Genomic DNA, 19,369 nt, shown 5'->3' on the forward strand with positions numbered 1-19,369 from the left:
AAAACGTAAAATTAGGCCGATTTGGTGCGCCGTTTGTGGGTCACCTCGCGAGTGACCATCAGCGGTTCGGCCTCACCTCGCACGACGTCGCCGGTGATCGTCACCGAGGCAATGTCGTTTCGTGAGGGCAGATCAAACATCACCGGCTGTAGCACGTTTTCCAGAATGGAGCGTAGCCCACGGGCTCCTGCACCTCGTTCTTCTGCCTGGTCCACGACAGCATCAAGAGCGGACTGGTCAAATTCAAGCTCGACACCATCTAACGCAAACATCTTTTGGTACTGCTTCAGCACAGCGTTCCTCGGCTCGGTCAGCACCCGAATGAGTGCCTCCCGATCCAGTGGGTCTACTGCGGTAATGACCGGCAGGCGCCCAATGAATTCAGGAATCAAACCAAATTTCAGCAGATCTTCAGGACGCACATCAGAGTAGGAGGGCAACTCCCCTTCACCGAAACTCGACAAGGCTGCGCCGAAGCCGATCCCCTTACGTCCAGCCCGGGACTCGATAATGCCATCGAGTCCGGCAAATGCACCGGCCACGATGAACAGGACATTAGAGGTATCAATTTGCAGGAATTCCTGGTGCGGGTGCTTGCGACCGCCCTGTGGCGGCACCGAGGCAACGGTACCCTCCAGGATCTTCAGCAGGGCCTGTTGCACCCCTTCACCGGAGACGTCGCGGGTAATCGAAGGATTCTCGGATTTCCGTGAGATCTTATCGATCTCGTCAATATAGATAATGCCCTGTTCGGCCTTCTTGACGTCAAAATCTGCGGCCTGAATCAGCTTAAGCAGAATGTTCTCGACATCTTCGCCCACGTAGCCGGCTTCGGTCAGTGCGGTTGCGTCCGCGACGATAAACGGCACGTCGAGTTTCTTGGCCAGGGTCTGTGCCAAGTAGGTTTTGCCCGAACCGGTAGGGCCGACCAAGAGGATATTCGATTTTCCGACCTCCACATCGGCCAGCGCATCTAGAATCGAGTCATCTCCGAACGTGTCGGTAACAGCCTGGCGGATGGTGTCATTGCCCCGGACACGTTTGTAATGGTTGTAGACCGCGACTGACAAGGCTTTTTTGGCTCGTTGCTGGCCAATGACGTACTGGTCCAAGTGGTCGAAAATCTCGCGAGGAGTCGGCAAGTCGACGTCGTTGGTCTCGGCAACTTCGGTGAGTTCTTCCTCAATGATTTCGTTGCACAGTTCAATGCACTCATCACAGATGTAGACGCCGGGACCGGCGATGAGCTTACGAACCTGCTTCTGGGATTTGCCACAGAAGGAACATTTCAGCAGGTCCGCACTTTCTCCGATTCGTGCCAAGGTGACTCCTCACAATTTTGTTTCGATCCAAGCATAGTAGCTGGCCGGAACTTTTCTGCCCCGTTACACCCGTGTGCCTTGCTCGCTCAGGGGATCTCCCGCCCAAAACTACCCCGAACGTCCCGGGCGATGGAAATCTCGTCTCCACGCTGGGGATAACCACACAGAAAGGCACCGGTGGCGTGAACATCTCATCGCAGAGTGTCCACCCCACCGGTGCTACTGTCAGGCTTAGCTACGTTTGATCTTGCGCGACTCCAGCACCTCGTCGACGAGACCGTATTCTTTGGCCTCTTCGGAGGACAAGAACTTATCGCGGTCAATATCAGCGCGAACCTGATCGACGCTACGGTTGGTGTGCTGGGCGAGGACTTCTTCCATCCAGGTACGAATCCGCAACAATTCGTCAGCGTGAATCTGTAGATCCGTTGCCGTACCACGGTCACCGCCCATGGATGGCTGGTGGATCAGCACGCGCGCGTTGGGAAGCGCCAGGCGCTTGCCCGGAGTGCCGGCGGCCAGCAAGACAGCGGCAGCCGAGGCTGCCTGTCCCAGGCACACGGTTTGGACCTCGGGGCGGATGAACTGGAGGGTGTCGTAGATCGCCGTCATCGCGGTGAAGGATCCACCCGGGGAGTTGATGTACAGAGTGATGTCACGTTCCGAATCCATGGCTTCTAGCACCAAAAGCTGAGCCATAATGTCATCGGCGGAGGCGTCATCGACCTGGGTTCCCAGGAAGATAATCCGGTCCTCAAACAACCGAGCGTAGGGGTCCTGTCGTTTGAAACCGTAGGGAGTGCGTTCCTCAAATTGCGGGAGAATGTAGCGTGCCGAAGGCATCATCGGCGCCTGCGCGGCGGGCATGTCCTGACCAGAGTGTTTGTGCTGTGTCATCGAAGAGCTCCTGAAAAGATGTGGTTAGTCCGCTGAGTGTGGTGGTGACACCAGGATGGTTACTGCTCGACGCCGCCACCACCGGATACGGAACCGGCACGTTCGGCGATGTGGTCGAAGAAACCGTATTCCAGGCCCTGCTCGGCGGTAAACCACATGTCGCGTTCATTATCTTTGAGGATCCGTTCCACACTCTGGCCGGTCTGTTCTGCAGTCAGCTCGGCCATGACTTTCTTCATGTGCATGATCAGCTGGGCCTGAATGCGGATGTCAGACTCGGTACCACCGATACCGCCGGAGGGTTGGTGCATCAGAATGCGGGCGTGGGGGGTGGCGTAGCGCTTGCCCTTGGTCCCGGAAGAGAGCAGGAACTGTCCCATGGAGGCAGCCAAACCGGTTGCTACAGTCACCACGTCGTTGGGAATGTACTGCATGGTGTCGTAGATGGCCATCCCGGCCGTCACCGAGCCACCCGGGGAGTTAATGTAGAGGTAGATGTCGCTCCGGGGATCCTCTGCGGAGAGCAACAGCATTTGCGAGCAGATTGCGTTGGCGTTGTCATCGCGAACTTCAGACCCCAACCAGATGATGCGCTCTTTCAGCAAACGGTTGTAGATGTAGTCTTCACGTTCGGCCGGATCGACAGTGGCCATCCGTGGTGCGGGGGACGAATCTGTCATGGACGTCCTACCTTCCTTCAATGCTGACAGCTACCTCCACGGCAGCCTGGTTGAATCATCTTCGGGAAAAACACTACTGATGATCGGCTCGTTCTGGGGCCACAGCACACGGTATTTCGCTGTTGGCACGAGTCCGTCACATGCCACGGGCCCGCCGGGGAGCAATTCTGCTCCTCAACGGGCCCGTTCAGTATGGCTGAGTTTTATTTCTGCTCGTCGTCGGCTTCCTCGGTGGATTCGCTTGTTTCGTCCTCTTCGGTGGGCTCAGCGACCTCGTCCGCGTCATCGTCCTGTGGCTTAACGAAGGACGACAGGTCCACGGCGTTGCCCTTGGTGTCGGTCACCTCGGCGTATTCGAGGACCTTGGCCAGAGCCTTGCGACGACGCACCTCACCCATGATCATCGGCACCTGGTTGCCCTGATCCAGCATCTGCGCGAACTGGTTGGGGTCCATGCCGTATTGCTGAGCGGTGGTGATAATGTATTCGATCAGCTCAGCCTGTTCGACGCCGATTTCTTCCTGATCGGCGACCTCATCGAGCACGATCTCGTTGACGAAGGCTTCGCGGAAGTTGTTCTCGACTTCTTCGCGGTGCTCCTCCGTGTCATGGTCATCTCCGGCAGAGTGACCGCCATCGTTGAAGTGCTGTTCCAGCTGTTCGGTAATGACCGACTCGGGCACGGGCACCTCGACCAGCTTCAGCAGTTCCTCCAGGACCTTGTCGCGGGCTTCAATCCCCTGGTTGGTCACGGCTTCGTCAGCAGCCTGCTTCTTGAGATCTTCCTTGAGTTCATCGAGAGTATCAAACTCGGAGGCCAGCTGTGCGAAGTCATCGTCAGCCTCGGGCAACTCGCGCTCCTTGACGGCGTTAAGCACCACCTTGACGGTGGCAGCCTCACCGGAGTGCTCGCCGCCGGCCAGGGTGGTCTCGAACACGGCGTCTTCTCCGGCTGATAGACCGTCGAGTGCCTCGTCCATACCCTCGAGCATGGTGCCAGAACCGATCTGGTAGGACAGGTCTTCGGCCTCATCAACCGTTTCACCGTCAATGCTGGCGGTCAAAGAGATCGTCACGAAATCGTCCTGCCCTGCCGGGCGATCGATGTCTTTCAGGGTGGCAAACCGTGCACGCAGGTCGTCCAGAGCCTTTTGCTCATCTTCTGCGCTGGGCTCAGCCGGGTCAACAGTGACCTTCAGGCCCTTATAGTCTGGCAGTTCAACCTTGGGCCGAATGTCCATTTCAGCGGTAAACTTCAGGGGCGCTTCGTCATCGCCGTCGGCTCCGGGAACGGCCTGGATATCCACCTCGGGGCGAGACAGTGGCACGACCTCAGCCTCGCGCAGACCCTGCTGGAAGAATGAGTCCAGGTTGTCGTTGACGGCCTGTTCGATCACCAGACCACGACCGAAGCGCTGGTCGATCAAACGCGGAGGAACCTTGCCCTTGCGGAAACCAGGGATCTGCACCTGATTGGCAATGCTCTTATACGCAACGTCAATACGGGGCTTGAGTTCTTCGTAAGGAACCTCAATCTCCAGCTTGACCCGAGTGGGGCTGAGATTCTCTGTTGTGGACTTGACCACGTAGGACTCCTGATATCGATCGTGGATAAATGGAATTGTGTAGCGGTTAACGACGAACCGAAACTGTCGGGACGACAGGATTTGAACCTGCGACCTCACGCTCCCAAAGCGCGCGCTCTACCAAGCTGAGCTACGTCCCGAAATGCCCGGGCACAACACACCGTGTTGACTCCGACAACAGTGGCACCCTGACGGTGAAACGATCCTTCACCGCACGTGGATTACTCCGCAGGACCGTTGACTGAATAACCATCACGCAGGCCTGGAGGCCACTAGGCACCCACGATATCTTAGTCTGTTTCGCGTCCAAAACGGAAATTTGGACTGAACACTTTTTTGCACTACACTCAAATTCGCTGTGCATTGCAGTGGTGATAACTACTCTGATGTGCACTGCGGGGATGTAGCTCAATGGTAGAGCCTCTGCCTTCCAAGCAGATAGTGCGGGTTCGATTCCCGTCATCCCCTCCACAACGGCTTTGATCCGCCCAGCCCCGGTAGTTCATTGAGGTATGCACACAGAGGGCTCGCGGCCTTTTTCACCTGGGTTCCTCGCCCTCGTCCTCCGTTGAATAAGCAACGGTTGGCAACCCGGTTAGCAATGCTTGCGAGGAATTATCGCGCCCACACTTCATCGGAGCGGAAGCTGTGGTGTCCCGCGCCAAACATCAGGACACTCTCTCGCTCGTCCGTTGCGGGTCTAGGCCACCGGCAACTGGGTGCGGTCACCGGGCTGGTGTGCCGGCAAAGCCGGTTCGTCCGGGTTGTCGTCGACGGCACCGCGGGCCTTGAGACGTTGCACCACAGTGGCAGCTTCCTGACGGGTCGAGCCCTCAGCTGCTTCCTTCAGATGAGCGAACTCGGCAGGGATCTGCCGACCCAGCGCGTTCATGGCCTCAACGTAGAGCTTGCCGGAACGGTAGGAAGACCGCACCAACGGCCCTGACATGCAGGCCTTGACACCACGCTCGTAGGCGAAGTCACGCAACCGGAGGAACTCTTGGGGCTTGACCCAGCGGTCGACCGGCTGGTGTAGCGGCGAGGGTCGCATGTACTGGGTGATGGTCAAAATGTGGGTTCCGGCATCGACCAGATCGCCAATGGTTTCTTCAATTTCTTCGGTGGTCTCTCCCATGCCGAGAATCAGGTTGGATTTGGTGACCAGTCCTGCGTCGCGGGCTTTACTGAGTGCACCCAAGGATTTCTCATACCGAAAGGCGGGACGAATAATCTTCATCAACCGCGGAACAGTCTCGATGTTGTGGGCAAAGACCTGGGGCTGAGCGTCGAAGACCATCTGCAACGGGCGGTCTCCCCCGCGGAAGTCATCGACCAGCAGCTCCACCCCGGTGCCTTCGCCACGACGATGAATGGCACGGCAGGTTTCAGCATACAGCCAGGCGGCACCGTCTTCGAGGTCGTCGCGGGCCACACCGGTCACCGTCACATAGCGTAGCCCGAGTTCCGACACCGAGTCAGCCACACGTTCGGGCTCTTCTTGGTCGTACTCCCCCGGCTTACCGGTGGCGATGTCGCAGAAGCTACACCGGCGGGTGCACACCGCCCCACCGATTAAGAACGAGGCTTCCCGGTCTTCCCAGCACTCGTAAATGTTGGGGCAGTTGGCTTCCGCGCAGACAGTGTTCAGAGACTGCTTGCGGACTTGCTCACGCATGTTCCGGTATTCCGGCCCAACTGTGGCTTGGGTTTTCAACCAGTCGGGTCGATCCTCGCGAGGTACTTGAGCGTTTCGCGCCTCGATGCGCAATAGCTTGCGTCCTTCTACTTTCGGCAAGGTCGACATGTCAGGTGTTCCTCTCCTTGTGAGACGAGATCGGATCAGCTGTGGTGTGGCTGAAGACTCTGGTCCGTTTCTGCGGTGGTGGAGTAGATCGGATCAATCAGTGGGGTCAATCGTTCGGTGAGCTCCGCGACCAGCGGATCAACCAGATCAGCGACCGCAAGGTCGGTGACGCCTTCTTCTGCCATCGAGGTCACCGCAGCGTCATTGATGCCACACGGGATAATCCCAGTGAACGATGTATTGGGGTCGGTCGTGACGTTGAGCGAAATACCGTGCATGGTCGCCCCGCGCGAAATCTTCAGGCCAATGGCCGAGATCTTCCGGTCGGGGTTGCGCAACCAGACTCCGGCCCGGTCCTGGATGCGTTCTACCGGCAAGTCGTAGTGTTCACCCAGCACGGTGAGCACGGAGGCTTCCACACTGCGGATGTAGCGCAATGTGTCGATGGGCTCGGCAAGCTTGACGATCGGGTACACAATGAGCTGTCCGGGCCCGTGCCAGGTCACCGATCCGGCACGGTCCGTCTCAATCACCGGAATCTCATCGGAGATAATGTCGACAGCCTTGGTGTTCCGTCCGGCCGTGTAGGTGGATTCGGCCTGCCAGATCAGTAGCGTTGATTCTTCTCGGCCTTCAGAGACAGCCCGGTGAATTTCACGTTGGCGCTGGTCCATGGTCGCATAGCTCTGTAGACCGTTGTCGAGTTCGTTGAGAATGCGCATGCAATCCCCTCAATCCTGCGCGATGAAAGTACATCCATTAAACCAGATGACTTCGGTTGATGACGCAAATTATCTTATCCCTGACAGCGGGTGCACCAGTACAGTTTTCGTTGGTGCATCGATTCCACGACAATGTTCTGTGTGCCACAGACCCGGCATGGCTCGTTCTGTCGTTGATAGACGTAATAGGCGTGCTCGGGCCAGGCATCGTTCAGAGCGATTCCGGGACGATCTTCGGCCCGGGTGGTGATAATCTTTCCGGTCGCGACACCACGACGCATCAGTCGCACTTCATCCTCCCACAGCTGGTGCAGCTGTTCCGCGCCGAGTTGTCGCGACGGGGTGTGCGGGTTGATGCCGGTGCGAAAGAGCCCTTCGGCCCGGTAGATATTGCCGATTCCACCAATGATTTTCTGGTCCATCAGCACCTCCCCGATGGGACGTCGGGTGGCCAGCGCTCGGTCGATAAACCGTTGCGGGTCGGCATCACGTCGCAAGGGGTCAGGTCCAATACTGGCCACCACGTCGCCAGCTTCATCCACGGTGAGCACCCGGACCACAGAGGCACCGATGAGATCAGCCCACCCGTGGTCGGAGACGATCCTGACCCGAGTGGTGGGTTTGGGCTCTGGCGGATCGACCGGGTTGGTGCTCAGCTGCAAGGAGTGCTGCTCACGTTCGCCGATCTTGCGTGGAGCTCCGATCGAGGACACGGTGGCCACATGCTCGTCACCACCGAAGGTCCAGGCCCCGTACATGCCCAAATGCACGTTGAGGATCAGCTCGTGGTCAAAGACGAGGAAAAAATGTTTCCCGTAGGCTTCAGCCCGCGTAGCCCGCCGCCCGTCTAGCCGGGCGGCGCCGGCACTGAACCGTCCTTGCGGAGAGGTGATGCGTAACGGTTGGTCGGTAAAGACCTCGGAGAAATATCGGGCCAACCGGTGGATGGAGTGTCCTTCAGGCATCAGCTACGTCGTTACGCGTCCAACCCGTCGGTGCCCAGTTCGAAACCTTCGATCTCACCGCGCTGTTCGAACTCGGCAACCTGGTCAATGCGGCGCTGGTGACGTTCTTCACCGCTAAACGGTGTCTCTAAGAATGCGGTCACAATTTCCAAGGCTTCCTCGGCTGCGTGCTGGCGCCCCCCGATAGCGATGAGCTGAGCGTCATTGTGTTCACGGGCCAGGTGGGCGGTGGCTACTGACCAGGCCAGGGCAGCTCGGATACCGGGGACTTTATTAGCAGCAATTTGTTCACCATTGCCGGACCCACCCAGCACAATACCCAAGGAGTCCATTCCGGCTGCACGTTCCCGGGCGACTGCGAGCGCGGCGTTGATGCAGAATGACGGGTAATCATCGTCGGGGTCATAGGCCTGAGGCCCGTGGTCCAACACGTCGTATCCGGAATCAGTCAGGTGATCAATGAAGTAGTGGGCCAAATCCAGCCCGGCATGATCGGTGGCAATGTGCACACGCATGGCGTTGGTCTCCCCTTGGTGTTGCTGCGGTCGATGACGGTGTGAGCCTCACCTTCACCCTACCGCAAACCCTCTCACCGCGGAGCACCGGCTGACGAGCCAGCTATCCAACGGTGAGTCTGCTGTGGCAGACAAGAAACGCACAGAAAGTGACACAATGGGGAACAGACCAAGAGACGACCGGACTTCGAATCCGATCAACCCGAGACGTCCAGCGAGGTGTTTTGTAGAGGATGACCACATCACAGTTGCTCAATATCACGGCCACCGAAGCACAAGCGCGGGCCACCGCGTTCGATGTCGAGTCGTACCAGGTTGAGCTGGATCTCTCGTGGGACGGTGAAGTGTTCGGGTCTCGTACCGAGGTGCACTTTACCGCTGCGGACCGCGCCAGTATCGCCCCGGAATACAGTTTCATCGACTTTGTTGGGGACTCGTTGCGCGAGGTGAGTCTGAACGGCATCAACCTACCCACCGACGAGTATCACGGCGCTCGTATTGCCCTGCCGGTCGAGCATCTCGCCGATACCAACGTGCTGGTCGTCGATGCTGTGGCCCGCTATACCAATACCGGTGAGGGACTACACCGCTTTGTGGATCCGGTCGATAACGAGACCTACCTGTATTCGCAGTTCGAGGTGCCCGACTCGCGCCGGGTGTTCACGGTCTTTGAACAACCCGATCTGAAAGCCACCTTCCAGTTCACGGTCATCGCCCCGGACCACTGGACCGTGATCTCCAACCAACCCACCCCGGATCCGATTCCTCTGGAATTATTAGCCGGAGCCGGTGTGACCGGTCGCCGGGACGACACAGCACACCACAGCCGGGGGCATCTGGCTCGCTGGGAATTCACACCCACGCCACGACTGTCTTCATATGTGACCGCGCTGATTGCCGGCCCCTACTATTCGGTGCACTCCACAGCCACCTCCACCACCGGCCGAGAGATTCCGCTGGGACTGTACTGCCGGGCTTCGATTGCCGAGTATTTGGACGGTGACAACCTCTTTGAAATCACCCGGCAAGGTTTCGACTTCTTTGAGCACGAATTCAATACGCCCTACCCGTTTGAAAAATATGATCAGCTATTTGTCCCAGAGTTCAATGCCGGGGCGATGGAAAATGCCGGCGCCGTGACATTCTTGGAGGACTATGTCTTCCGTGGCCCGGTGGCCGAACAGCTGGTCGAACGACGGGCCATCACGATCCTGCACGAGATGGCCCACATGTGGTTCGGCGACTTGGTGACCATGCGCTGGTGGAATGATCTGTGGCTGAATGAGTCCTTCGCCGAGTTCGTCTCCCACGTCGCAGCGGTGCAGAACACCCGGTTTGATCAAGCCTGGACCACCTTTTCCGCGGTCGAGAAAACCTGGGCCTACCGCCAGGACCAGCTCAGCACCACGCATCCGATTGTGGCCGATATCAGGGACCTGAATGACGTGCTGGTGAATTTCGATGGCATCACCTATGCCAAGGGTGCCTCGGTGCTCCGGCAACTGGTGGCCTATGTAGGTCACGACGCATTTGTGGAAGGTGTGCGTCGTTATTTCCATACTCATGCCTATGGCAATACGGCGCTGAAAGATCTCCTCGGTGAACTGCAGCTGGCCTCGGGCCGTGACCTGGCCGAGTGGTCCGAGCTGTGGCTGAGGAGCTCTGGGATCAACACGCTCGAGCCACAGCTACAGCTTGCCGAGGACGGTGAGACGATCTCCTGTTTGCAGATCCTGCAGTCGTCTCAGCACAGTGAAACGCCATTGCGTCCCCACCGGGCGGTGGTGGGCTGCTACCGGAACGACCCGGCCCACCCCGAACGGCTGATTCGGGCCGAACGGATCGAGCTCGACATCACCGGTGAGACCACCGAGGTCCACGTACCGGCCGGCACGAAGGTCCCGGACATTCTGCTAGTCAATGATGAAGACCTGACCTATGCGAAGGTGGTGCTGGACCCGGATTCCGCGCGCACCACCATCGACCGGCTGTCGGATGTGGCAGATTCCGGAGCTCGTGCGGTGCTCTGGGGTGCATTGTGGCACATGACCCGTGATGGAGTGCTCTCGGCCTCGGCGTTTATTAGTACCTTGCTGAAGCATCTGGGTGCAGAGACCCACTCGAGTTTGATCTTCACTCTGATCCGTCAGCTCAATACCGCACTGAATCGATATGTTCCGGCCAGCCATCAGCCCCAGATCCGGCACACGGTCGCCGAGAAGCTCTGGGAGCTGGCCACCGCGGCACCGGCCGGCAGTGATACCCAGCTCCAGTTCTTCAAGGCGTTCATTCTCCATGCCCGCCACCACCAGCTCGAGATCCTCTCCGAGGTGCTCAGCTATGGTGCTCACGGTCAGGATCCGCGGTTGCCCGGGCTGGTGCTCTCCGACGAACTGCGCTGGGATGCGCTGACCTCGCTGGTAGCCGGTGGCTACGCCGGGGTGACGGAGATCGAGGCAGCGGCTCAGGCCGATACCACGGCCACGGGAGCGTTGTCTCGTCATAAGGCCATGGCAGCCCGGCCCGAAGCACAAGCCAAAGCTGACACCTGGAGCCGGCTGGTGGAGGCTGATATGTCCAATACCACCCAGCGCCAAACCATTATTGGTTTCAACCGGGTCCACGACCGTGCAGTGCTGGAACCGTTCATTGACCAGTACTTCGAGGTCATCGACACCGTCTGGGGCCAGCGCTCGCACGAGATGGCCGAAACGTTCGCCGAAGGCCTCTTCCCCGGCTGGGATGTCTCCGAATCCACTCTCGAGAAGGCCTCGACCGTCCTGGCATCTACCAACCATTCTGCGCTGCAACGAGTTCTGGCAGAAAACCGCGATGATCTGATCCGGTCCCTGAGGGCCCAACGAGCCTTTGAAACGACACCGTCTGGCAATCACCGCAGCACCGGTAGCACGAACGAGACGAACGACGCATGATGGAACACACCTTTCAGTTACGCGCCGAATGGTCGAGCCGTGACACCCCGCACCCGAAGCGGGGGTTCACCCGAGATATCCTCATCCAGGCCGATGGGCCCGGTGAACTGCAGGGCTCAGCGGCCAGAGCGTTTCATGGTGACACCTCCCGGTGGAATCCGGAGCAGTTATTGCTGGCGGCTCTGGCCGAGTGCCATATTCTGTCGTACTTATTCGTGGCAGGCCAAGAAAAATTGGCGGTCTCCCACATCGAGGTCGGTGGCGAGCTACTGCTCTCGCACGACCTGAAAGAGGGCGGACACGTCGCCAGTGCGGTGTTACGCCCCCAGGTGTGGCTGGATGAGGCGACTCATGACCAGGACCCCCAGGCCTACCAGCGGGCCGGAGAGTTGCACGAGACAGCTCATCAACAGTGTTTCGTCGCCCGGTCGGTGAATTTTCCGGTGGCCATCAAGCCGGTGACCACCGGAGAACCTAAGCGAAAGTCACCTCAGTTCACCACCCGCCTGGGTGCTCCGATTGCACTGCGACCGCCCCGACCGGCCAAAAAACCCGTGTCGGTCACCGGTGCCACCGGTTCCCCGGCAGTGGAACAGCGTAGCTTCTACGACCAGGTGGGCGGACACGAAACCTTCGCGAAACTGGCGCGGGTGTTCTACGAGCAGGTCGCCACGGACCCGGAGTTCCGTGCCCTGTATCCCGAGGAAGACCTGGGTCCTGCAGAAGCTCGACTGCGCATGTTTCTGGAACAGTACTGGGGTGGGCCCACCACTTATTCCCAGCAACGTGGCCACCCGCGGTTGCGGAAGCGCCACATGCCCTTCGAGATCGGGCCCCAAGAACGGGATACCTGGTTGAAATACATGAAGGTCGCGGTGAAGTCCTTAGACCTTGCTCCCCTGCAGGAAGAGACCCTGTGGGATTACCTCGAGCGCGCCGCCCACGCGATGCAGAACCGGTCTTAGCCACGCACGTCCTGTCAGTCCAGGCACACGACGCTAGACCAGGTGGCGGAGGACCCGAGCCACCGTGCGGTCCGGGGCCAGCGCACGGAGTTTCCGGAATGCCATATCGGGCAGTGAGACTCCGTAGTGGATGGTGGCCCGTTGCCATTGGTTGCGCGGATGCACCGCGGTGTAGATCTTTTCGGCGACGTCTCGCGGGGTAATCCGCACCCCCAGCGTGCGGATGGATTTGGCGCTCACCTCAGCCAGTGCCGTCTTGGCCCACAGCGGCATGACATCGATGACTCGAATATCATCGTGTTTCCATTCCAGCCCGAGTCCTTCGGTCAATCCTTTGACGTAGAATTTCGTGGCCGAATACACCAGCACATCGGGTTGACCGTAAATCGCCGATGCCGAACACATATTCACCAGGGTGGAGCCGGGTGTGGCCTTCAAATACGGGTGTGCTGCCCGGGCACCGTAGGTTGGTCCGGCGCAGTTGACCTCAATCGTGTTCAGAATTCGGGCGGGGTCTTGGCGAGCCAGAGCACCGTCAATGATCACGCCGGCGTTATTGTCGAGCACATCGAGCCGTCCCCCGGTGTGCGAGGTGAATTCAGCCAGTGCTGTATCCCACTGCTGTGGGTCGGTGACATCCAAGTGCCCGGTGATCAGGTGTGGATGTCCGTAGGGAATCTCGTTGACGTCATAGGCTCCCACGAGCCATCCAGCGGATAAGAATTTTTGTGCGGTGGCCCGGCCAATTCCTGTGGCTGCTCCAGAAATGAAAATTGCCCTCATGCGGTCACTCTAAAGGACCAGCACGCCACTGAATAGAGATCACTGGTAGCGCACCGTACTCGAGGCCGCTAGACGGTGATGGCAGGGCGGGATACGATGTGCCCGCCCCGAGATGTCAGTCGCAACCAGACTCCCGCCCGAAAGAGCTGGGAGGTGCCCCGCTGGGTTAAAAAACTCAGTCCAGACGCGGCAAAAGCCATCCCGGCCGGAAATTGCGCCACGGCCGGGTCCCCGTATGTCTCACCCCAGACTGCGGTGCGGGCCTGGTGAACCATTGCGGCCCCAGGACTAGTGGGCAACGTTTCTGCGACGTGGCGGATGCCCTGTCGAGATAATTCGCTCAGCTCAGCGTCGTCGATCACCGCTACCAGTCGCCACTGGGTTCTGGGCGGTGTCATGCCGGTCCAGGCGGTTTCTTCTTCTACCGGAGGTAGCGTGAGCCACGTGATGTCCTGGGAGGTCATCCGACTGGTACGGTCGGTAATCGCTTGTAACGGGTAGACACGGTCGAGTCCATCCAGCACACCAACTTGGTCCTCAGAGTTGTTCAACCCCACGGTCCGAACACCGAGGACGTAGGGCATCTGGTCGCCAAGGCTCAGGGGGCTGAAAATATTGACGGTGGTCACCAAAACATTGCGTTGGACTTGGAGACGCATGCTGGTGGCTTGAAGGTGCTTGGCCCGTTCCGCAAAGCGATGCAAATCGTTCACGACACGGTCATTGGCCAGCGGTATGCGGTGCCCCTGAGTCATCCCGCCATTCTCCCACGAATGGAACACGCGTGCGCTCTGTTGACGACACGAGCGGTTATGATCGATGACAGAATTATTCGCATCGCACTCATCAGAGGGGCACCATTCACATGACCGAGACCAATGGTTCCGAGACGCCGAGGCTAGATTCAACGGATCTACTCCGTCAAGTCTTGGATCTGGAGTATCAGGCAATCATTGATTCCAAGAAAATCTATACCGGCACAACGCCGCCACAATATGGTGGGCGTGTGTTTGGGGGCCAGGTCCTGGCCCAGGCATTGATTGCCGCTGGTGACACGGTCGATGACGAACGGCACCTGCATTCGATGCATGCCTATTTCGTCCGACCCGGCGATGCCCAGGTGCCCATTAACTTTGTGGTGGAAGAAGTCCGCGATGGACGGTCTTTTTCGGTTCGCCATGTGGCAGCGCAGCAACACGGTAAGACCATTCTGACCCTGACCTGTTCCTTCCAGGCCGAGGCATCCGGGATGGACTTTTTCCAGCCCATGCCGCAGGGCATGCCCGACCCACGGAGCATCCCCAGCACTGAAGAGTTGTTGGGCGGCATTGACCATCCTCAAGCCCAGGAGATGGCCTCACGTCGCCCCTTCGATATTCGGATGATTTCCGAACCGGTCTACATCGGTCCTGCGCAGGAGCGTTCCTCGCAAACAGCGTGCTGGTTGAAGACCTTTTCCGGCATCGAGCTGGGACATAATCAGCAGGCGGCTGCCCTGGCCTATGCAGCTGACTATATGCCCTTTGATCCGATTCTGCGCCAGGCCGGGCTGTTCTGGGCCACTCCCGGGATTTCGATGGCTTCGCTAGACCACGCCATGTGGTTCCACCGTCCCATCAAGGTCGATGAATGGATGCTGTATGTGCTGTCCAACCCCTCAACCCAGTCGGCGCGAGGCACCAGTATCGGGCAGTTCTATTCCACCGCTGGAGACCTCATTGCCACCGTCGCCCAAGAAGGCATGATCCGCACCCCGGATGACGACAACGCCCCGTCCTCATGATCTCGTCAGTCCTGACACGTGCCGTAACTGTCGTCTGTTAGCACAGCATCTAATCGCACTAACAGCACAGAAACCACCAACGGGGTCTCACCACACACGATGGCGAGACCCCGTTGGTGTTCAGGGCGTGGAGATCGTGACTCTAGTCGCGAGTCAGTTTCCGGTGGGTCACCCGGTGCGGACGTGCTGCCTCGGGGCCGAGACGCTCGACCTTATTTGCCTCGTAGGATTCGAAGTTCCCCTCGTACCAGTACCAGTGAGCGGGGTTTTCTTCGGTGCCTTCCCAAGCCAACATGTGGGTCGCGACACGGTCTAAGAACCACCGGTCGTGGGAAATGACTACCGCACACCCGGGGAATTCCAGCAGAGCGTTTTCCAGTGAGGTGAGTGTTTCCACGTCGAGGTCGTTGGTCGGCTCGTCAAGGAGGAGCAGGTTGCCACCTTCTTTCAACGTCAGCGCCAGGTTCAATCGGTTACGCTCACCGCCGGAGAGCACACCAGCTTTCTTCTGCTGGTCCGGGCCTTTGAATCCGAAAGCGGACACATAGGCCCGAGAAGGCATCTCCACATTGCCAACTTGAATGTAGTCCAGTCCGTCAGAGACGACCTCCCACAGGGACTTCTCGGGATCAATATTGGCACGGTTCTGATCCACGTAGGAGATCTTCACCGACTCACCGATCTTCAGCTCTCCACCGTCGAGGTCTTCCAGCCCCACGATGGTTTTGAACAGGGTGGTCTTACCCACACCGTTCGGCCCGATGATACCGACGATGCCGTTCGGCGGGAGCGAGAACGACAGGTCATCAATCAGGACGCGATCGCCAAAGCCTTTGCGAATATTGGTGGCTTCGATGACCTGCGATCCCAAGCGGGGGCCCGGCGGAATCTGAATCTCTTCGAAGTCAAGCTTGCGGGTCTTCTCCGCTTCAGCTGCCATCTCTTCGTAACGTGCCAGACGAGCCTTCTGCTTGGCTTGACGCCCCTTGGCATTGGTCCGAACCCAGTCGAGTTCGTCCTTGAGGCGTTTGGCCAGCTTGGCGTCTTTGCGCCCCTGAACGGCCAACCGTTCACGCTTCTTCTCCAAATACGTGGAGTAGTTACCTTCGTAGGGGTAAAGACGACCGCGGTCGACTTCTGCAATCCACTCGGCCACGTGATCCAAGAAATACCGGTCGTGAGTCACGGCGATAACAGCGCCGGGGTAGGTCTTTAAGTGACCTTCCAGCCACTGCACCGATTCTGCGTCCAGGTGGTTGGTGGGCTCATCAAGCAACAACAGGTCAGGCTGTTCCAGCAACAATTTACACAGCGCAACACGACGACGTTCACCACCAGAGAGATGCGTGACGTCAGCGTTACCATCTGGTAGTTGTAGGGCTTCCATGGCTTGTTCCAACTGAGAGTCGATGTCCCACGCATCAGCGGCATCAATCTCTTCCTGCAACGTGCCCATTTCTTCCATCAAGGCATCGAAATCCGCATCTGGCTCGGCCATTTCGGCAGAGATCTGGTTGTAGCGCTCAAGCTTCTGGTAGATCTCTCCAACGCCCTCACGGACGTTGTCCAGCACATTTTTCTCTTCGTTGAGCGGAGGTTCCTGCAAGAGAATTCCGACCGAGTATCCCGGGCTGAGACGTGCTTCACCATTCGAGGCCTCGTCCAGACCGGCCATGATTTTCAGAATCGTTGATTTACCCGCACCGTTGGGGCCGACCATACCGATCTTCGCTCCGGGGAAGAACGACATGGTGACGTCATCGAGGATGACTTTATCGCCAACTTTTTTGCGGGCATTGATCATGGTGTAAATAAATTCCGCCATGCCCTCTACAGTAGTCGGTGGCCGTGGCAAATGCGTACTCGCACGCCACGGCCACCGCACGCTAGCTTAGGCAGCAACCTCTGGATCGTCGCCCTCCCCCTGCGGGGTTTCGACCGGGTCGCGCACCAGCGGAGAGGCGTCCCAAGACTCGGTGGACCCCGCAAATATTTCGTACGGACGCGAGAATTCCGCAAACCCCATCGCCAGATCGTGGCCGATGGTGGTGGCATAGATTTCGACTGCTGTCCCTTGGCGCTGTCCGTCTTTGGACGTCCAGGGACGAATGGACAAATTGCCCGTCACGACCACGGGTTGACCTTTCACGACACTGCGGTAGACATTATCGGCCAGTTTCTTATAGGCGGTGACGGTAAACCAGTTGGTATTGCCGTCTTCCCACTCTCCCGTGCGCTGATTCCATTTGCGTTCCGTCGAGGCCAAGCGGAAATCCACCGCCGAATCCCCCGAGGGTAGCGTGACTTTTCGTGGTTCGGTTCCCACGGTGCCTCGTACCGTCATGTTTTGTCGCATCGTCCAGCCCCTTTCTCATCATGTCTGCCCCCTGAATACCCCGATGCGGTGGGTGGGTGGGAGCTGACGGTGATGGTTATTCATCGATGGCATTGTTCTCAGCTCCCAGACTGGCAGCACGTGTGTGCCCTGTCCGGGTTACCTCCAGCTTCGTCGAGTTGAGGACAACTCGACACCTGCAGGACCTCAACTGTGGATAGTGGTGGCGCGTGTATTGGCCCTGTGGGGAACAAAGCGGATACAATAGGGGTGCTCATTTGCCTCAGTAGCTCAGCTGGATAGAGCAACGGCCTTCTAATCCGTAGGTCGGGGGTTCGAATCCCTCCTGGGGCGCTGTTGACCAGGTGCTGGTGTGCTGATCTGGTGTGCCGGTCTTGCCTCGACCGGTGTGCCCCTGACCCCGCGGGGCATGATATATGGCGAGACCGGACCGTGAGGAGACCCAATAAGGTGTCACATGCTATGCAGCAGAACACCCAGCAGACTCAAGCTGAGGCCGAGACCGGACCGGCGATCCCGTCTCGTGCCAAAGTGTGGTGTCATCTCGGCATCCTAATGGCCGTGGCGATCGCGGTGTATATCACCCATTCGATCCTGCGGTTTAACGGCTACCACGCCAAAGGGTTCGACCTGGGAATTTTCGACCAGGCAGTACGCCAATACTCGTTGTTTAAGCCTCCAATCGTGCCGATTAAAGGCGATGGTTTCCACCTGCTCGGGGACCACTTCCACCCGATCCTGGCGCTACTATCTCCCTTCTACTGGATCTGGGACGACCCGCGCATGTTGGGGATCATCATGGCCCTGGCACTGGCCTCAACGGCGATTCCGGTCTATTTCTTCACCCGGCGCCGCAGCCACCACCACGTCTGTGCCTTAGTGGTCAGCACCGCATTGCTAGCGTTCTGGCCTTTCCAGGCCATGGTCAACTGGGACTTTCACGAAGTCACGCTCGGGGTGCCGGTCATTGCGTGGGTGATGTGGGCGCTGGATGCGCGCCGTTTCTGGCTGGCGTGCGGGCTGAGCCTGATCCTGCTCACTGTTCGGGAAGACATGGGGATCACGCTGGTCGCCATCGCCGTGGTCATGTTGTTTTATCGGGCCTGGTGGCAGGCTCTGGTCACCGCGGTGAGTGGCATGATCGGTTTCGTCGTGGTTTTACAGGTCGTGATCCCTTATTTCTCCCCCTCGGGAGAATTCTCGTATTGGGAATATACCGCCCTGGGTGAGGATCTGGGTTCCTCCTTGACCTTTATGCTCACCAACCCCTTGGAAACAATCGGCATCCTGTTTGATCATCCGCTAAAGATCGGGCTGTGGCTCCTTCACTTCGTGCCCCTGTTGCTCTTGCCGTTGTTATCGCCCATTACCCTGGCAGCAGCTCCGCTGTTACTTTCCCGGTTGTTCAATGACCGGTTAAACGTCTGGGCGCCGGTGTACCAGTACGACGCCATGCCCTCGGTGATTTTGATGCTGGCTGCCGTCGATGGGGCTTATCGACTTACTCGATGGGTCCGGACCTGGCCAGACAGCTCCCAGACACCTGGCACCAACCACCTCCCGAAGGACGCCACGGAGGCGACTACCGGTCAGCCCCGACCACGACCGGCTTCCGTGGTCGGTACGGTGGTGCTTGGCGTGAGCTTGGTCGGCACCGTGACCTTCCCGGCTGTCTTCCCGTTCCACCAGCTACTCACTGCTACGTACTGGATACCCAGCGAGAAAGCACAAGCCTTTGACCGCGCCGTATCAATGATCCCCGACGACGTCTGTGTCGAAGCGGCCGACCATGCCGCCCCGCATCTGAGCACTCGCACCGCGGTGGGTCTCCACGGGACGTTGAACGACGACCGGTCGACCTGGATGATTATTGATGACGAGGTCGAGGAGCTGGGTGGCAACCACCCGCTGACCCCATCGCAAGCATTCGACCGGGCTGAACGGCTCGGCTTTGAGGTAGTTTGGGAGGATCAAGGTGTCTGGGTCCTTCACCGCGATCAGCCGGTTGACCCTGCCTGCTCGCAGTATCTGCACCGCTAATTCCACGACCGGTTGACA

The 19,369-nt window shown here is 58.7% G+C and carries 16 protein-coding genes, 3 tRNA genes and 1 pseudogene; 7 read left to right on the top strand and 13 right to left on the bottom strand.

The features are described from left to right. Nucleotides 1-11: 11 nt before the first annotated feature. The 5 genes from clpX to DYI20_RS00145 all read right to left on the bottom strand — a co-directional run bounded on the left by clpX (nucleotide 12) and on the right by DYI20_RS00145 (nucleotide 4,625). Entirely contained in the window at nucleotides 12-1,322 is a 1,311-nt protein-coding gene (gene clpX / locus DYI20_RS00125) for an ATP-dependent Clp protease ATP-binding subunit ClpX (RefSeq protein WP_110099788.1), read from the bottom strand. Between the two features lie 231 nt (nucleotides 1,323-1,553). Continuing rightward, the gene (locus DYI20_RS00130; RefSeq protein WP_369860237.1) at nucleotides 1,554-2,219 is read right to left on the bottom strand and encodes an ATP-dependent Clp protease proteolytic subunit; all 666 of its coding nucleotides are present in this window, start codon (nucleotides 2,217-2,219) and stop codon (nucleotides 1,554-1,556) included. 59 nt (nucleotides 2,220-2,278) lie between these two features. Further along, entirely contained in the window at nucleotides 2,279-2,899 is a 621-nt protein-coding gene (locus tag DYI20_RS00135) for an ATP-dependent Clp protease proteolytic subunit (protein WP_110099789.1), read from the bottom strand. A gap of 203 nt (nucleotides 2,900-3,102) precedes the next feature. Beyond that, a complete protein-coding gene (tig, locus tag DYI20_RS00140; protein WP_122548665.1) occupies nucleotides 3,103-4,485 on the bottom strand; it encodes a trigger factor in 1,383 nt (460 codons plus the stop codon). Between the two features lie 66 nt (nucleotides 4,486-4,551). After that, nucleotides 4,552-4,625 (bottom strand) — tRNA-Pro (locus DYI20_RS00145). A gap of 257 nt (nucleotides 4,626-4,882) precedes the next feature. Here DYI20_RS00145 and DYI20_RS00150 point away from each other — a divergent pair. Further along, a tRNA-Gly gene (locus DYI20_RS00150) sits at nucleotides 4,883-4,956 on the top strand. 229 nt (nucleotides 4,957-5,185) lie between these two features. On the opposite strand, the gene DYI20_RS00155 is transcribed toward DYI20_RS00150, so the two are convergent. From DYI20_RS00155 to DYI20_RS00170, 4 genes are all read right to left on the bottom strand, one after another. Next, complete coding sequence (locus tag DYI20_RS00155) at nucleotides 5,186-6,289, bottom strand: lipoyl synthase (RefSeq protein ID WP_110100384.1); 1,104 nt, start codon at nucleotides 6,287-6,289, stop codon at nucleotides 5,186-5,188. Nucleotides 6,290-6,324: 35 nt separating this feature from the next. After that, complete coding sequence (gene lipB, locus DYI20_RS00160; protein WP_110100383.1) at nucleotides 6,325-7,011, bottom strand: lipoyl(octanoyl) transferase LipB; 687 nt, start codon at nucleotides 7,009-7,011, stop codon at nucleotides 6,325-6,327. 74 nt (nucleotides 7,012-7,085) lie between these two features. Further along, nucleotides 7,086-7,976, bottom strand: coding sequence for an Fpg/Nei family DNA glycosylase (locus DYI20_RS00165; protein ID WP_110100382.1), 891 nt, complete (start codon nucleotides 7,974-7,976; stop codon nucleotides 7,086-7,088). Nucleotides 7,977-7,987: 11 nt separating this feature from the next. Next, the gene (locus tag DYI20_RS00170) at nucleotides 7,988-8,491 is read right to left on the bottom strand and encodes a ribose-5-phosphate isomerase (RefSeq protein ID WP_110100381.1); all 504 of its coding nucleotides are present in this window, start codon (nucleotides 8,489-8,491) and stop codon (nucleotides 7,988-7,990) included. Between the two features lie 233 nt (nucleotides 8,492-8,724). Here DYI20_RS00170 and pepN point away from each other — a divergent pair, with 233 nt between their 5' ends. The 3 genes and pseudogenes from pepN to DYI20_RS12490 all read left to right on the top strand — a co-directional run bounded on the left by pepN (nucleotide 8,725) and on the right by DYI20_RS12490 (nucleotide 12,389). Further along, nucleotides 8,725-11,424, top strand: a complete 2,700-nt coding sequence (gene pepN, locus DYI20_RS00175) for an aminopeptidase N (protein ID WP_110100380.1) — start codon at nucleotides 8,725-8,727, stop codon at nucleotides 11,422-11,424. After that, nucleotides 11,424-11,867: pseudogene (locus DYI20_RS12485) on the top strand (OsmC family protein); the annotation flags it as partial. The gene pepN and the pseudogene DYI20_RS12485, both read left to right, overlap by 1 nt. 144 nt (nucleotides 11,868-12,011) lie before the next feature. Further along, a complete protein-coding gene (locus tag DYI20_RS12490) occupies nucleotides 12,012-12,389 on the top strand; it encodes a globin (RefSeq protein WP_233242980.1) in 378 nt (125 codons plus the stop codon). Between the two features lie 33 nt (nucleotides 12,390-12,422). Here DYI20_RS12490 and DYI20_RS00185 read toward each other — a convergent pair whose 3' ends face one another. Next, nucleotides 12,423-13,172, bottom strand: coding sequence for an SDR family oxidoreductase (locus tag DYI20_RS00185; RefSeq protein ID WP_110110047.1), 750 nt, complete (start codon nucleotides 13,170-13,172; stop codon nucleotides 12,423-12,425). 68 nt (nucleotides 13,173-13,240) lie between these two features. After that, nucleotides 13,241-13,885 (bottom strand): DUF8185 domain-containing protein, encoded by a 645-nt coding sequence (locus tag DYI20_RS00190; protein WP_146206395.1) that lies wholly within the window; start codon nucleotides 13,883-13,885, stop codon nucleotides 13,241-13,243. A gap of 152 nt (nucleotides 13,886-14,037) precedes the next feature. On the opposite strand from DYI20_RS00190, the gene DYI20_RS00195 reads away from it, so the two are divergent. After that, on the top strand, nucleotides 14,038-14,955 hold the full coding sequence (locus tag DYI20_RS00195) for an acyl-CoA thioesterase (RefSeq protein WP_110100376.1): 918 nt from the start codon (nucleotides 14,038-14,040) through the stop codon (nucleotides 14,953-14,955). 142 nt (nucleotides 14,956-15,097) lie between these two features. Here DYI20_RS00195 and ettA read toward each other — a convergent pair whose 3' ends face one another. Together ettA and DYI20_RS00205 are read right to left on the bottom strand one after the other, a co-directional pair. Next, entirely contained in the window at nucleotides 15,098-16,780 is a 1,683-nt protein-coding gene (ettA, locus tag DYI20_RS00200) for an energy-dependent translational throttle protein EttA (RefSeq protein ID WP_110099519.1), read from the bottom strand. A 66-nt stretch (nucleotides 16,781-16,846) separates the two neighbouring features. Next, complete coding sequence (locus DYI20_RS00205) at nucleotides 16,847-17,311, bottom strand: single-stranded DNA-binding protein (protein WP_110100375.1); 465 nt, start codon at nucleotides 17,309-17,311, stop codon at nucleotides 16,847-16,849. 259 nt (nucleotides 17,312-17,570) lie between these two features. Between DYI20_RS00205 and DYI20_RS00210 the strand changes: the two genes are divergently transcribed. Further along, nucleotides 17,571-17,644: transfer RNA gene (locus tag DYI20_RS00210), tRNA-Arg, on the top strand. Between the two features lie 129 nt (nucleotides 17,645-17,773). Then, nucleotides 17,774-19,351, top strand: a complete 1,578-nt coding sequence (locus tag DYI20_RS00215; protein ID WP_233487825.1) for a DUF2079 domain-containing protein — start codon at nucleotides 17,774-17,776, stop codon at nucleotides 19,349-19,351. Nucleotides 19,352-19,369 lie beyond the last annotated feature (18 nt).

Origin of the sequence: Auritidibacter ignavus, from assembly GCF_003703835.1 — a bacterium.
Lineage (GTDB): Bacteria > Actinomycetota > Actinomycetes > Actinomycetales > Micrococcaceae > Auritidibacter > Auritidibacter ignavus.